Raw genomic sequence first — 16265 nt, 5'->3', positions numbered from 1 at the left:
GATAATCAACACCTCGAAAAGCAATCAACACATTACAAAGCAATCAACACCTCGCGAGGTAAACTCGCTCCCACCACGACACCAACAAAGTGCAGCACTGGTAGGAGGCGGTTTACCCGCCGAGCTGTTGGGTTTGCCAAACAAAAAGAATAAAACAGTCTACTCTGTAATATCGCGAGGTAAACTCGCTCCCACCACAACACCAGCAAAGTGCTGTACTGGTAGGAGGCGGTTTACCCGCCGAGCTGTTGGGCTTGCCAAACAAAAAGAATAAAACAGTCTACTCTGTAACATCGCGAGGTAAACTCGCGCTCACCACAATATCGACAAAGTGTTGTATTGTTAGGAGGAGGTTTACCCGCGAATATTACTATGAGTACTAGAGCGTACAATTGGCTACACTAAGAGAAAACAACCGTTTTATCTCCATTAATGAAGAGCTTGTGTTCACAAGCTAATTGCAAGGCATTGCAGAACACCGTTTTTTCTATATCTCTACCAATTTTAGCCATTTCTTCTGCGCTATGTGCATGACTTACTTGTGTAACATTCTGTGCAATGATAGGTCCTTCATCTAGCTCATCATTGACGAAGTGTGCAGTTGCGCCAATGATTTTCACACCACGTTTAAACGCTTGATGGTATGGCTTTGCGCCAATAAAAGCTGGCAGTGTCGAGTGATGGATGTTGATAATTCTACCATCAAAGCGAGAGACAAACTCAGGAGTAAGAATGCGCATATATTTAGCTAGACCAACTATATCAGGGTTATATTGCTCTATCAGATCTGCCATGGCTGCGTCGTGTTCTGCTCTGCTTAAGCCTTCATGAGAAACTAAATGGAAGGGAATACCAAAACTACTTACCAGCGGTTTTAAAGTATCGTAGTTTGCTATCACAGCTTGTACTTCGATATTAAATGCCTGTTCATACTGTTTTAGTAAAACTCCTCCTAGGCAATGAGCTTCTTTTGTAGCTAATAGGACTACTTTAGTGCGCTCTTGAGCATGGAGGTTCAGCTTTGCCCCTTTTGGTAGAGTTTGTTGAAGCTGTGTTAAAAAATCACGACTTGGGCTACCGCTGAGTTCTGTTCGCATAAAGAACCTTTGGCCTTCTTTATCGACAAATTCATTATTGCGCGTAATATTAAAACCATGTTCATGGCATAGGCTAGTTATTTTAGCGATCAGCCCTATATCATCCTTACACTCAGTGGTTAGTATAAAACTCATTTCCTCATTCCTATTTGTGTAAACGAGCCTTCAGAATACTTGGAATAACGTTTGAGATAAATCTTTTGTAATAAAAAATACCGCTATTGCTATCGTATTCAATCTTGGCTCATTCACTAACGACCGTGATTGAGCAGTGCTTTTAACTTTGCAGGTTTTACAGGCTTTGACAGATAGTGAATATGGTTACTCTTTGCTATCACTTTTACTTCCTCATCTCTGACGGCTGTGATTAAAATAGCTGGTATTGTTGTTTTCCATATTGCGCGTAGGTTTTTAATCAAAGAGATACCATCATGATGATCGTTGAGCTGGTAATCCATTAAGATAATATCTGGTGCTGCATTAGACTTCGCATATGCGAGGGCTTCTTCAGCTTTGGAAAAGAGCAAGTAGTGACAAGACCATTTATCTAAAAGGCTGGACATCGCCTCTAGGTTTTTTGGGTCGTCATCTACAGCAATTATATTGAGCTGTGTTTTACTCATCGGTTTTTGATTAATGTCTTCTTTTGTTTGTAACAGCTCGGCATTACCATAAGGAATATCAATACTGAATCGACTACCGTGATTTACCATTGAGTTTACGGAAATGGTAATTGATAACAGATCACATAAACGTTTCACTACACCGAGGCCAAGCCCCACACCTTTGTTATCACCTGATTGGATACGATAAAAATCATTAAAAATTTTATTTTGTTCATGCTCAGATATACCCGGGCCTGTGTCCCAGACCTCGAGTCTGAGACTATGCTTTCGGCAGCGACATGCAATTAGCACTTTACCGCTTTCTGTATACTTCACCGCGTTAGACACTAAATTTTGAATAATACGGCGTAAATACGTTGTATCGCTGTGCACTACACTATGAGAGCTTCTGACTTTCAGCACCAAACCTTTTTCTTTAGAAATGATGGCATACTCATTAGCCAGTGGCAGTAAAATATCATCAATATTAAAGTGTCTTGGAGTGGGTTTCATGGCCCCTTGCTCTAATTTTGCGATATCTAGTAAAGCGCTCATGAGATGGACAGTGGAGTCTAGACTATCTGTTAGCTTTTCGAAGTTACTTTGATCTTTGTTGTTGAGGTTATAGGTATCTATTGCAGCTAAATATAAGCGAGCAGCATTGAGAGGCTGTAAAATATCATGACTTGCCAGTGCCAAAAATCGGGTTTTACTCTCGTTAGCTTGCTCTGCTTCTTTCTTAGCTGCCATCAATGCTTGTTCGGTTTTTTGCCTACTCGCGATTTCAGCTTTAAGATCTAGGTTGATGGCGCGGATTTCCTGAGTGCGAGCTTCAATCCGGTTCTCCAGATCCATATTAATTTCTTCAAGTGCATTTTGTGTTGCTATATGAGTGGTAATATCTGAAAAGCTGGTTACAAAGCCACCCTCAGGGAGAGGGTTGCCTGTCATCTCAAATACCTCGCCATTACGACGATGACGAATAAAGTGATGAGGCGTACCATTTTTAAGGTGCTGAACTCGCTTATCTACATGTTTGTCAATTTCGCCGGGGCCGCACTCTCCACGCTCTGCATTAAAGCGGATCACTTGCTCAATGGGTTGTCCCACTTCTAAAAATCCATCTGGATAGGCAAACATTTCGTTATAGCGTTTATTCCATGCGACTAATTTTAGATCTTTATCGACGACAGAAATACCATGACTTAAATTTTCTAGCGAGGTGAAAAGTAGGTTTTGGTTAAACTGAAGCGCTTGCGTCGTTTCATCAAAAAAGTTGACGACTTCTTCGAAAGCCATTTGTCTACCAGATGATACCGTTCTGATCAGTGCTTGTGCGGATGAGGCACCCAATACACCAGTAAGTGCCCGTTCACAAAATGAGATAAACTCAGGGTTAGGATAGGCATCATTATCTTCGAGAATGTTATTTTGTGCATAATGCCCTAACAACTGTTGGCTGCGTTGTACCCCTAAAAATGTTTGTAGTAATACTTTGAAATCATACACAGTGGCACGAACTTGCTTATTTACTCTTTTAGCAAGTCTTGTTTGATCTTTTGGGTTTACAAAAGCAGCAGCTTGGATGCGGTCGACAAGGCGCTCTTGTGCACCAATAGAAAAACTGATGTAACAGCTGATATTGGCTAAAAGCGCAAGTAGTGTACCTCTGGTAATAATTGTTTGGCGCGTCTCATAGTCGAGAATGTTGCCAGCTTCGAGGATGGGGAACATCAAAAATAACATCCAGCAAATGAAACCCGCTATCAGTCCTGCATATACTCCGTACGCATGGCCTTTGCGCCAGTAGAGTCCACCAATGATGGCTGGCAGTAATTGAGTAACTAATGAAAAGGCAACTAACCCCATATTCGCGAGGGCTTCCCCATGACCAAACCATTGTTGATACATATAAGACAGCAGCAAAATTGCAGCAATAACAAATCGACGTACCAAAAGTATTTGTGTTTTGAAGCTGCTATTTAAAATATTCTTTTTGAATTTTCGCTTAAACAGTAAAGGTAGTATTACGTCATTTGATAGCATCGTACTGAGAGTAAGCGTTGCGACGACAATCATTGCTGTCGCAGCAGATAAGCCACCGATGAACACAAAGGTCGCTAAAACTGGGTGATCCAACATAATGGGCAGTGCAAGCACAAAGCTATCGGGTGCTGCACCTGCACCTATTTGAGGGTGTATGGCTGCTGTTGCAATAGGGATTATCATAGCGGCAATTAACAATAGGTACAGAGGAAAAGCCCAGCGTGCGGTCTTTAGATGTGAAGTATTATGATTATCCACAACGACAACGTGAAACTGTCTTGGCAAGCATACGATGGCTGCTGCGGCCATCAAGGTTTGACCAACGAAATTAAAATTGAAAAAGTCAAATGACTGCCAATGCTCACTTAAGTTTGCAGTTAAGCTAGGGGCTTGAGTAAGTGACTGCCATGCCAGAACTGCGACCATACCAAGTGCGAGCAGTTTGACTATAGATTCGAATGCGACAGCTAACATTAGGCCTGAACGGTATTCTGTGACATCAACTTTTCGAGTGCCGAAAAAAATAGCAAATATAGCCATAATTAGCGTAACAGCCAATGCCAATGCCGTACCTGATACCTGCCCGTCTCTTTGCAACAGTAAAAAGCTACTACTCAATGCCTTTAGCTGTAAAGCAATGTACGGTATCGTTGCAAGTAACGCTATCATGGTAACCATCACCGCTGTTGTTTGGCGTTTGCCATATCTAGCGGAGATAAAGTCCGCAATAGTGGTGATGTTTTGTTTTTTACTGACTAGGATCAGTTTACGTAGAAAGCCATGACCAAAGATGAACAATAAAATAGGGCCAAGCAAGATAGGAAAGTAGTGCCAACTGCTCGTTGCTGCAGTGCCAACTGAGCCATAATAAGTCCACGAAGTACAGTAGATCCCAAGCGAAAATGCGTAAACAAACGGATGATGACTAAATTTTAGCGCTCGAGGTGTGGTCTTGTCTCCCCAATTGGCGAGCCAAAAAAGTACGCCGATGTAAATGGCTGCAACCAAGAGTAAAATAACGGTCATAGTATTGGGTTCGATTCTTATTATTTATATCACCATACTTTATCAAACAAATACCGCTCATAGTCTAGTTTACATTGGATTTTTATCATATATGAATAAATTTATATCAAACAATATGTTATGTGCTAGCTCAGAGTAGGCTTTAGATCTTTATTCAGCAAATTAGACTAATGTCTTACTACAGGATTAAAACAGAGAAAACATCAAAATTAGCCACTTCTTAAATTCATATCTAATTGTTTATAAAGACTTTTTATTAATAATAACACCCTTTGTTTTGCAGTTTACGTAAACGTAATCTTGGTGTTACGACTAAGGTCTCAATTTCAACTTATCAAGCCATTGCTACTCTCATTAAGGTCTATTAACACTGCTTGCTCTATGTTGGAGCGGGTGATAGGAGATTTAAAATGGCTTTTAAAAGTGAAGAACAAGCGAAAGCATACTGGTCAGAAAATCTCGCCTTGATGTTTAAGCTACTCACTATCTGGTTTGTCGTTTCATTTGGATTTGGCATCCTGTTAGTTGATGTGCTCAACGAAGTTCGTTTTTTTGGATTTAAACTCGGATTTTGGTTTTCTCAACAAGGCGCAATTTATACTTTTGTTGCGTTAATCTTTGTCTATGTTTCTAAAATGAATACGCTTGACAAAAAATATGGTGTGGACGAGTGAGGAGCTAATCGATGGATGTTCAAATTTTAACTTTTATTATCGTCGGCCTCAGTTTTGCGCTCTACATCGGTATCGCTATCTGGGCAAGAGCTGGTTCAACGAATGAATTTTATGTAGCAGGCGGAGGCGTACCTCCTGTTGCCAACGGCATGGCAACTGCAGCAGACTGGATGAGTGCTGCGTCCTTTATTTCAATGGCGGGGATTATTTCCTTCGCGGGCTACGATGGCGGTGTCTATCTTATGGGGTGGACTGGTGGTTATGTACTTCTAGCACTGTGTTTAGCGCCATACTTACGTAAATTTGGTAAGTTCACAGTACCGGATTTTATCGGTGACCGTTACTATTCTCAGGTTGCACGTGTGGTTGCGATACTTTGCGCTATTTTCATCTGTTTTACCTACATTGCTGGTCAAATGCGTGGTGTTGGTGTGGTGTTCTCTCGCTTCTTAGAAGTCGATATTGAAACAGGTGTTTACATCGGTATGGTGATTGTATTCTTCTATGCTGTACTTGGTGGTATGAAGGGGATCACGTATACACAGGTCGCTCAGTATTGTGTACTCGTATTCGCTTATTTGGTTCCTGCTATTTTCATCTCACTGATGATGACAGGCCATTTGCTACCACAAACCGGTTTCGGCGCAACGCTGGCTGATGGCTCGGGCACCTATTTACTCGACAAGTTAGATGGACTCAGTACCGAGCTTGGATTTGCGCAGTATACAGAGGGCTCCAAAAGCATGATTGATGTGTTTGCGATCACAGCTGCATTGATGGTAGGTACTGCTGGTTTGCCGCATGTAATCGTTCGCTTTTTTACCGTTCCCAGAGTAAAAGATACTCGCATTTCAGCTGCTTGGACTTTAGTATTTATCGCTATCGTATATACAACAGCACCAGCTGTTGCATCGTTTGCTCGTGTGAACATGATAGACACAATTAACGGTAAAGATGGCAGTGGTACGGTTTATGAAGAAGCACCACAGTGGGTGAAAAACTGGGAAAGAACTGGCTTAATCGTATTCAACGATAAAAACGGTGATGGAAAAATGCAGTACTCTGCGGGCAAGATTGATGATCCTGCAAGTGCAAACGAGGTGAAGATCGACCGTGATATTATGGTCTTAGCAAATCCAGAAATTGCGAACTTACCTGCATGGGTGATTGCACTGGTCGCCGCAGGTGGCATCGCGGCAGCACTATCGACAACTGCGGGCCTGCTACTGGTTATTTCAACATCCGTATCACATGATTTGTTAAAACGTACTATTAAGCCAGATATCAACGATAAACAAGAATTGCTGGCTGCGCGTTTAGCTGCGATGGTGGCGATAGGGATATCAGCGTACTTTGGTATTAATCCACCGGGGTTTGTTGCCTCAGTGGTCGCATTTGCCTTCGGTTTAGCAGCGGCGAGTTTCTTCCCAGCGATCATCATGGGTATATTCTCTAAGCGCATGAACAAAGAAGGTGCTATTGCTGGCATGGTAACGGGTATAGGTTTCACCGCAGCCTATATCATCTACTTTAAGTTTGTTAGTCCTGAACTTAATGCGCCTGCTAATTGGCTATTTGGTATCTCTCCTGAAGGGATAGGCATCATTGGTATGTTGGTTAACTTCATTGTGGCCGCAGTGGTAATGAAAGTAACTGCTGAAACGCCTGAAGAAGTTAAATTAATGGTGGAAGGGATCCGTAATCCGAAAGGGTCAAGTGCAGCTCACGCGCACTAAGCAAAGCTAGCTTAGCTGCCCAGCCAAAGTGCTGGGCAGCTTTGTTTTTGGTAAAGCGAAGTGATTTGGTTGAAAAGGATGATGAGATATGACAGCCGAAATTAAAGATATTTTTCAGTTTGTACTCAAGCAAGCCCCTTTCTCTGAGCTACCAGAGTCAGCAGCAAGTTATTTTTCCAAACATATTCAAGTCGTATACCTTAGCAAATCAAATCAGCAAGATTGGTTGCAAGACAGCCAGCCTAACCTTTACCTGATCCGTTCAGGTATTATTGATCTTATCTCGGCAAAAGATGAAGTCATTGGGCGCATGAGTGAAGGAGATTATTTTGGTTATCCGTCTTTGTTGACTGGTGATGCAATTCAAAACCATATTGAAGTGCAGAAGGATGGGTTGGTTTACATCTTAAAAGAGCATGATTTTGATTTTTTGCGTCGAGAATATAAGCCTTTCGAGCAGTATTTTGTAAGAGCTCACGCAAATCGCCTATTGGCATCACGTTATAAGCAACAAAGTGAAACTTGGTCTGAACGCAAGATCTCAGAGTTAATGACCAAAGAGGCTGTGACGATAACACCCGATGCAAGTATCCGTGATGCGGCAAGGTTAATGAGTGAGCATCGAGTTTCCTCGATCATGATCACTGAACATGATCGTCTAGTGGGGGTTGTTACTGATAGAGATCTGCGAAACCGTGTCTTAGCGCAGGACCGAGATCCCTGTGCATCACTTGCAGAGATCATGACAAAAAAACCAAAACATATTTTTGAAAACAACCGAGTATTTTCAGCGCTACATTTGATGTTAAAACACAACATCCATCATTTACCTGTATTAAATGAAGCATATAAGCCGTTAGGCATGCTAACGAGTACAGATCTATTAAGACAACAAAAAAGTGATCCAGTACAGTTGATCGGGCGGATCTACAAAGCGCAGAATCTTTTAAGCATCAAGAACTATGCTCAAGAGATCCCGGATCTATTACGACAATTCTCATATCATATTGAAGACATTTCATTGATAGGGAAGTTACTGAGTGGTCTTACTGATGCTCTGACTTCAAGGCTTATTTATTTATATCAACAACAACACGGTGCGGCACCATGCCGCTTTGCTTGGATCTGTTTTGGTTCTCAAGCAAGAGAGGAGCAGACACTTCATTCGGATCAAGATAACGGCTTGTTGCTACCGGATAATATTGATGAATCAGCACGCGAGTATTTTGCAAAGCTTGGTGCTTTTGTTTGTGAGCAGCTTAATGAATGCGGGATCCGCTCTTGTCCGGGGAATATCATGGCCAGTAACTCGGAGTGTCGTGGTACGGTTGCTCAGTGGAGCGAGCGATTTAGTCGCTGGATCTTATCACCGACACCCAAAGCAATGCTTAATTGTAAAATTTACTTTGATATGCGCTTTATTGATGGAGCGAGCGACCTATATGCCGCACTAAGTCAATCTTTGGCTAACATTAGCAAAAATGAGCTTTTTTATGCGGCAATGGCAACAGACATTAATGCGAACTCAGTACCTATTGGTATTTTTCAGCAATTTAAGTTGGAAAAAGATAAGGGTAAACATAAATACCTTGATTTGAAAAAGCGGGGAGTAGCAATTATCAATGATGTTGTACGCCTCTATGCTTTAAAAGCTGGGGTGGCCAGAGCCAATACTTTAGAGCGGCTTGAGGCACTGAATAAAGGTGCGCTATTAGCCAAATCAGATATTAATAATTTGAAGGATTGCTGGCGTTTTTTAACTCAACTGAGACTGAAAACTCAAATCAACCGCGAGGGGTTGCCTGGAAATTGTATTAACCCTGAAAGCTTGTCTTCGCTTGAAAAGCATCAGCTCAAAGAAGCATTCTATCTAGTAAAACAAGCTCAACAGGCCAGTGCGTTTAAATTTGCAAGAGGAAGCTTATAAGCGATGGAGTGGCTTTCTCGTTCTCTCGCCAAATGGCGTTACAAGCATTTATTATTTTCACAAGCTGAGTTGGTGGTGCTGGATCTGGAGCTTACTGGGTTGGATCCAAAACAGCATGAAATTGTATCAGCGGGTTGGCTACCCATTAAAAATATGCGGATCGAAGTGAAAGACGCTCAGCATTACCTTAATAAAGAAGTGCAATCACTTGAGCAAAGCCCTGTATATCATGGTATAGATAGCGCACAGCTGGCATCTGGGTATTCGTTAAAAACACTGTTGCTCGCACTACAACAAGCGATTCATGGCAACGTTTTAGTTGGTCACAATGTGCAAATGGATTGGGCTTTTTTGAAAACCGCTTTTCAGCAGTTTAATTTGAATGTCAAACCGGCTTTGATGCTAGATACAATGCAAATTGATAAACGCCGGGTGTTAAAGCAGGGGTATCCGTTAGCGCAAGACGCATTAACACTCAATGCTTGTCGAATGCGCTATGGGCTACCACTACATCAACTTCACGATGCCTTGGGAGATGCACTTGCCACAGCGGAGCTACTACTCGCACAATCTCAAGCGATATGCCTCGGTGGCAAATGCAAAATAGCGGATTTAACTTGAATAGGTAAATTCGCTGGTTCCTAAAATAATGCTTTATGAACGCCTTGGGTTCTTTTTGAGAAGGAAAAAATTGATTAAGCCTCTTACACATTTATCCTAGGTCGATTACAATAGCGCCATCAAAACGAAGGGTAGCTTTCGTACTTGCGACTTAATGGATTTTCAATTTAATGACAATCAAGCTTGCAATAAACGGCTTTGGGAGAATAGGGCGTAATATCGTCAGGGCGCTCTACGAATCCGGTCGTGATCAACAAATAAAAATTGTAGCCATCAATGAACTCGCGGATCCGCAAGGGATTGCACATCTACTTAAATATGATACGTCACACGGGCGTTTTGGTTTTCCCGTTTCCTTGACAGAGTCTTTCTTAGAAGTGGCAGGCGATAAGATCCAGCTATTCTCTGAACCAGATCCTAGCCACCTACCGTGGCGTGCACTCGATGTTGATGTAGTATTAGATTGCACTGGTGTGTATCACTCTCGCCAACATGCACTAGCGCATATTCAAGCTGGTGCAAAAAAAGTGCTCTTTTCACATCCGGCGGATGCAGATGTTGACGCGACCGTTATCTTTGGGATTAATGAAGACGTACTGACCCCTCAACATACGATAGTGTCAAACGGTTCTTGCACAACAAACTGTATTGTCCCTGTGATAAAAGTGTTAGACGATAACTTTGGGATTGAGTCAGGTGCGATCACCACCATTCATGCTTCGATGCACGACCAGCAAGTGATTGATGCTTATCATAGTGATTTACGCCGCACACGCGCGGCAAGTCAATCCATCATTCCTGTTGATACCAAACTAGCTCGTGGTATTGAGCGAATTTTACCGCAATTTCAAGGCCGCTTTGAAGCAATCGCTGTACGTGTACCTACCATCAATGTGACCGCAATGGACTTAAGTGTAACCCTTAACCAAGATGCGACTATTGATGCCGTAAACTCAGTCTTGCAGGACGCTGCCAGTGGCCGGTTAGAGGGGATATTAAGCTATACCGAAGAGCCACTTGTATCAGTCGACTTTAATCATGATGCACATTCTTGCATTATCGATGGCACCCAGACCCGTGTAAGCCATAAACGCTTGGTTAAATTATTAGTATGGTGTGATAACGAGTGGGGCTTTGCTAACCGCATGTTAGACACGGCTGGCGAGATGATGAGAAGCTAATAATTTTAGAAATACGCTGTTATAATCAAAGCTGCTGCATAAAATTAAAACAAAAATTCAAATTTAGGTGATTAGAGTAACCTCAGTCGCCTTGTAGACAATAAAAGTATCGTTCTTAAAGGAGATGTCCAATGTCAGTCATTAAGATGGCGGATTTAGATTTAAACGGCAAGCGTGTATTGATCCGCGAAGACCTAAATGTGCCAATTAAAGATGGCAAAGTTGCGTCAGATGCACGTATTCGTGCAGCATTACCAACTATCAAACTAGCACTTGAAAAAGGTGCCAAAGTAATGGTTATGTCTCATCTTGGTCGTCCAACTGAGGGTGAGTTCGATGCGCAATACTCTATGCAGCCTGTAGTGGACTATCTTAATGATGCTCTGTCTCAAGAAGTACGTTTGGTGACGGACTATCTTGACGGGGTTGACGTCAGCGACAATGAAGTAATCGTATTTGAAAACGTACGCTTTAACGTGGGTGAAAAGAAAGATGATGAAACCCTTGCAAAGAAGTTAGCTGCCCTGTGTGATGTTTATGTAATGGATGCCTTTGGTACTGCACATCGTGCTCAAGCGTCGACACATGGTGTAGGCCTCTATGCTGAAGTGGCTTGTGCAGGTCCATTGCTTGCCGCCGAGCTTGAAGCGCTTGGTAAAGCGCTAGATAATCCAGCTCGTCCTTTAGTTGCTATTGTTGGTGGCTCAAAGGTATCAACAAAACTCACCGTACTAGATTCGCTATCTAAAGTTGTTGACCAACTCGTTACCGGTGGCGGTATTGCCAATACTTTTATTGCAGCAGCAGGTAACCCCGTTGGTAAGTCATTGTACGAAGCTGATTTGATACCAGAAGCGAATAAACTTGTCGCCGCTGCGAGAGCAAATGATGGTGATATTCCAGTTCCGACTGATGTGGTTGTAGGTAATGAGTTTTCAGAATCTGCGGTTGCAACTATTAAGGATGCGAGCGAAGTTTCAGACGAAGACATGATCTTCGATATAGGTCCTGACACCGCAACGCAGCTCGCTGAAATCATTGCAAGCGCTGGCACTGTTGTATGGAATGGTCCTGTGGGCGTGTTCGAATTTGATCAATTTGGCAATGGCACTGAAGCAATTGCCAATGCAATTGCTAAATCGTCAGCATTTTCAATTGCTGGTGGCGGTGATACGTTGGCCGCGATTGACAAATATGGTGTTGAGCAAGATATCTCTTATATCTCAACAGGTGGTGGTGCTTTCCTTGAATTTCTTGAAGGTAAAACCCTACCAGCAGTTGCTATGCTTGAACAGCGAGCTAAAGACTAAAATTGATTGAGGCAGCTTCGCGCTGCCTCTTTTACTACCTAGCAATCATCACTCTCTCACTTATTTGATGATTGCTTGGCGACGCTCAATGGCGTCAGGTTAACCTCGATGAGGGTTAATCACACCAGCACGGCTGGTGTATATATATTATCCGTTCAAACCGATAGCGGTGGCTATCAACAATTGGAGAAAAGCAATATGGCTTTAATCAGTATGCGTCAACTTCTCGATCATGCAGCTGAGCATGGTTATGGCGTTCCTGCATTTAACGTGAATAACCAAGAGCAAATGCGTGCGATCATGGAAGCTGCGGACAAGACTAACAGTCCGGTTATCGTACAAGGTTCTGCTGGTGCGCGTAAATATGCTGGTGCACCGTTTATCCGCCACATGATTTTAGCAGCGGTTGAAGAATGGCCTCATATTCCAGTTGTAATGCACCAAGATCACGGTACTTCGCCTGCGGTATGTCAACGCTCAATTCAACTTGGTTTTTCATCAGTGATGATGGATGGTTCATTGCTAGAAGATGGTAAAACACCGTCGAGCTATGAGTACAATGTCGATGTAACACGCCGTACAGTTGAAATGGCTCATGCTTGTGGTGTGTCAGTAGAGGGAGAGCTAGGTGTACTAGGCTCACTTGAAACTGGTGAAGCAGGTGAAGAGGATGGCATCGGTGCAGAAGGTAAATTAACAGAAGATCAGCTACTTACTGATCCAGAAGAAGCGGCAGACTTTGTCAAGAAAACCAATGTAGATGCGCTTGCTATCGCATGTGGTACATCACATGGTGCTTATAAATTTACTCGTCCACCAACGGGTGATATTTTAGCGATCAACCGCATCAAAGAAATCCATGCACGTATTCCTGATACACACCTAGTAATGCACGGCTCTTCATCTGTGCCACAAGACTGGTTGGCTGTTATTAATGAGTTTGGCGGTGAAATTCCTGAGACTTACGGTGTGCCGGTAGAGCAGATTGTAGAAGGGATTAAGTATGGTGTTCGCAAGGTCAACATAGACACAGATCTGCGTCTTGCATCAACTGGTGCAATTCGTCGCCACTTAGCACAGAACCCTAGCAATTTTGATCCACGCAAATTCTTAGCCGAGGCGACCAAAGCGATGACTGAGATCTGTGTTGCTCGTTATGAAGCGTTCGGTACGGCAGGTCAAGCAGCGAAGATTAAGCCAATTTCACTTGATGATATGCACCTGAAATATTTAACAGGTGAATTAGATCCAAAAGTAAAGTGATCACAGTACGAGAATAGCTCCGCTTAGGCTAGAGCTTCGCTGTCAAAGTAATCTAAAAGCCCCTAGAGTTAGGGGCTTTTTTTGATCAAAAAAGCGATCTTGTACACTTTTTATAATAGGTAACTTAATTCAGTCTGTTTACTTTTTGTGATATTAAGTGAGGAAATTTTCTGTAGATCGGGTTAAGTTGGGATCAGATCTTTACTAACTAACCAGTCTCTAGCATAACACACTGGGTGTTTTAGCCGATATGATCGACGCTTGTGGTAGTGTAGATGTAGCTAGTAGTACTAGAATTGTGGTGTCAATTCGCCTTATGTACAGCTCTTCATGATCAGTGTTGGGGGAAAGCTATTTTTAAAAGGTATTGTATGGTTGTGACATTAAATTTATATTAGCAATAAAAACAATATCTTACTTTTTTCTCCCGCAACTTTAAAACCAATTTACTTCGCGCTTAGTGTTCACTTCAGCCGGGATCATTTTTATACCAAGTAAGTCGTCTAACGTGCTGAGATCAATCAACGATGAGATCCTGGATCATTTTTATACTAAGTGAATGTGCGTAAAAGTCAGTTTTAGTTAGTATGAGCGCGATCCCGGCAGTGATCACTTAGTAAAAAAATGATCTTGAGCGTAAAATTCGAAGTAGTTAATAAAATAACGATCCTACATTTTTGCTTTCTTGATCTGTGGCTAAAAGAGTCTAACTTTAAAAATATGAGATCAGGACGTGATGAGTTGACTCTCGCCGCTTGCTTTCTAAACCTTGTTGTACTGCGCCCAACTAATCCCCAAGGTGATCAATTATGAAAACGAAATACCTCTGTGCAATCTTGCTTTGTGGCAGCTTCGTCAGTATGTATGGCTATGCTAATGACGCCGTGTCTGTATATGGCCGAGCACATGTTGGCATACAAAATACTGACAAAGATGGAGATAGTGACACATCGATTGAAAGTTATAACTCAAGAATGGGGCTCAAAGGATCGACACAGATCAACGAAGGTATTGATGTTTTTTATAAATACGAATTTCAAGTTGAGATCGCAGATCAAGATAAAGATGGTAAGTCTGGAGATAACCTGACGGCAAGATCTCAGTATTTGGGGATCCGAGGTAAATATGGCCAGTTGTTAATCGGCCGCGATGACACGGCAATGAAGAAGTCCCAAGGCAAAGTTGATTTAATGAATGACTTTTCTGGTGATATTAATTCTTTTTTTGTTGGAGAAAACCGACTGGGCGACACCGTGCAGTATTCAACACCAGCAATAAACCATTTGAAGTTTACTGTGAGTTACATTGCTGAAGAGAACAGCAAGCAAAAAGATGAGGATGGACTGTCTTTAGCTGCAAGTTATGGTGATAGTAAGCTCAAGAAAACAAGCATATATATTGCCGTTGCTCATGACAATCAGGTCGCTGGACAAGACATAAATCGTGTTACGGTACAGGGGAAACTGGGGAGCTTTAAAGTAGGGGGAATATACCAACAAAGTGAAGCGATAGACAGTAATGATGAAGTTGATAGCTACATGATAAGTGCCTCGTATAAAGTGAGTGCTTACACTATACTAGCTCAGTATCAAGACTCTGACGGTGCTAATGGTAAGCTCAAGGATTCAGGAAATGCGACGTCTTTTGGAGTCGAAAGAAGCTTGAGTAAACAAGCACGTATGTATCTTTGGTACTCTAAGTTTTCGCTTGATAATAATGAAGATCACGACGCAATGGCAGTAACATTACGTTATGACTTTTAATACTTAGCGAGATATTGTATCGACAGTACTTTTTATGTGTATTTGGTTGACGTTTATTCTATTTTAAATGGCATATGATTAGCGAAAACAAAATGAATGTACATATTTTAAAAACATAATTATTCTTCAAAAATAAATTTATTATCTTATTTAATAACATGTACTTATGACTTTGAAAATATTCTTTTTTGCGCTGAAAAAAGAGATTTTTTTGGCTTGTTTTCAGTTTACACGTTACACTTTCATAAAACTGTCATAGTTAGTCATAATAATGACATCAACAACGTCGGTAACGAGAGAACATTGGGAATGTCACGTAAAGTACTTGTAGTTGATGATGAAGCACCGATCAGAGAGATGTTGGTGTTTGTATTAGAACAAAATGGTTTTCAAGCAATTGAAGCTGAAGACTATGATTCAGCGGTGGCTGCTATGGTTGAGCCATACCCCGATATGGTACTGCTTGACTGGATGCTTCCTGGGGGCAGTGGCATTCAAATCGCTAAAAAATTCAAGCAAAGTGAATACACTCGTCAGATACCAATCATCATGCTTACAGCGCGAGGTGAGGAAGAAGACAAAGTGAAAGGATTGGAAGTTGGTGCGGACGATTACGTGACAAAACCTTTCTCTCCAAAAGAGCTTATGGCTCGAATCAAAGCGGTGATGCGACGGGTGTCTCCCACTTCTCTTGAAGAAGCAATAGAAGTTCATGGCTTGCGCCTTGATCCGATATCCCACCGTGTTACTTCTGCTGGTACTGAGCTTGATATGGGACCGACAGAGTTTCGATTATTACACTTTTTCATGACACACCCCGAGCGTGTTTACAGCCGAGAGCAATTGCTTGATCATGTATGGGGAACGAATGTCTATGTTGAAGATCGCACTGTTGATGTACATATTCGACGGCTGCGAAAAGCGATTGCACCTCTAGGCCATGATCGTTTGGTGCAAACCGTGCGTGGTGCAGGTTACCGTTTTTCGAGTAAACTGTAATTGGTACTCCAAAAGAA

At 42.1% G+C, this 16265-nt stretch carries 12 protein-coding genes; 10 read left to right on the top strand and 2 right to left on the bottom strand.

Translation table 11 applies throughout. The features are described from left to right. The coding region (locus tag HUZ36_RS21640) for a hypothetical protein (protein WP_217704722.1) at window positions 1-274 on the top strand (274 nt) is incomplete at its 5' end. Between the two features lie 127 nt (window positions 275-401). On the opposite strand, the gene purU is transcribed toward HUZ36_RS21640, so the two are convergent. Continuing rightward, window positions 402-1232: a formyltetrahydrofolate deformylase gene (purU, locus tag HUZ36_RS20190; RefSeq protein ID WP_176033810.1), complete on the bottom strand. Its 831-nt coding sequence runs from the start codon at window positions 1230-1232 to the stop codon at window positions 402-404. Window positions 1233-1348: 116 nt separating this feature from the next. Beyond that, on the bottom strand, window positions 1349-4774 hold the full coding sequence (locus HUZ36_RS20185) for a PAS domain-containing hybrid sensor histidine kinase/response regulator (RefSeq protein ID WP_176033809.1): 3426 nt from the start codon (window positions 4772-4774) through the stop codon (window positions 1349-1351). 410 nt (window positions 4775-5184) lie between these two features. Between HUZ36_RS20185 and HUZ36_RS20180 the strand changes: the two genes are divergently transcribed. The 9 genes from HUZ36_RS20180 (at window position 5185) to phoB (ending at window position 16248) form a co-directional block, all read left to right on the top strand. Continuing rightward, window positions 5185-5448: a DUF4212 domain-containing protein gene (locus HUZ36_RS20180; protein ID WP_125253339.1), complete on the top strand. Its 264-nt coding sequence runs from the start codon at window positions 5185-5187 to the stop codon at window positions 5446-5448. Between the two features lie 11 nt (window positions 5449-5459). Further along, window positions 5460-7184, top strand: a complete 1725-nt coding sequence (locus HUZ36_RS20175; protein WP_176033808.1) for a sodium:solute symporter family protein — start codon at window positions 5460-5462, stop codon at window positions 7182-7184. Between the two features lie 88 nt (window positions 7185-7272). After that, complete coding sequence (locus HUZ36_RS20170; protein WP_176033807.1) at window positions 7273-9111, top strand: DUF294 nucleotidyltransferase-like domain-containing protein; 1839 nt, start codon at window positions 7273-7275, stop codon at window positions 9109-9111. 3 nt (window positions 9112-9114) lie between these two features. Further along, window positions 9115-9732 (top strand): 3'-5' exonuclease, encoded by a 618-nt coding sequence (locus tag HUZ36_RS20165; RefSeq protein ID WP_128729653.1) that lies wholly within the window; start codon window positions 9115-9117, stop codon window positions 9730-9732. A gap of 170 nt (window positions 9733-9902) precedes the next feature. Continuing rightward, a complete protein-coding gene (epd, locus tag HUZ36_RS20160; RefSeq protein ID WP_147390514.1) occupies window positions 9903-10913 on the top strand; it encodes an erythrose-4-phosphate dehydrogenase in 1011 nt (336 codons plus the stop codon). Window positions 10914-11044: 131 nt separating this feature from the next. Next, window positions 11045-12223 (top strand): phosphoglycerate kinase, encoded by a 1179-nt coding sequence (locus tag HUZ36_RS20155; protein WP_176033806.1) that lies wholly within the window; start codon window positions 11045-11047, stop codon window positions 12221-12223. 198 nt (window positions 12224-12421) lie between these two features. Then, window positions 12422-13486 carry a class II fructose-bisphosphate aldolase gene (fba, locus tag HUZ36_RS20150; RefSeq protein ID WP_125253333.1) on the top strand — a complete coding sequence of 355 codons (1065 nt, stop codon included), beginning with the start codon at window positions 12422-12424 and terminating at the stop codon, window positions 13484-13486. Window positions 13487-14295: 809 nt separating this feature from the next. Next, on the top strand, window positions 14296-15249 hold the full coding sequence (locus HUZ36_RS20145; protein WP_128729650.1) for a porin: 954 nt from the start codon (window positions 14296-14298) through the stop codon (window positions 15247-15249). A 309-nt stretch (window positions 15250-15558) separates the two neighbouring features. Beyond that, entirely contained in the window at window positions 15559-16248 is a 690-nt protein-coding gene (gene phoB / locus HUZ36_RS20140; protein ID WP_010378755.1) for a phosphate regulon transcriptional regulator PhoB, read from the top strand. Window positions 16249-16265: the final 17 nt, after the last annotated feature.

This window comes from Pseudoalteromonas sp. McH1-7, from assembly GCF_013366255.1.
GTDB lineage: Bacteria > Pseudomonadota > Gammaproteobacteria > Enterobacterales > Alteromonadaceae > Pseudoalteromonas > Pseudoalteromonas peptidolytica.
The sequence above is the reverse complement of the archived record's forward strand: the minus strand, read 5'-3'. Positions and strand labels throughout refer to the sequence as shown.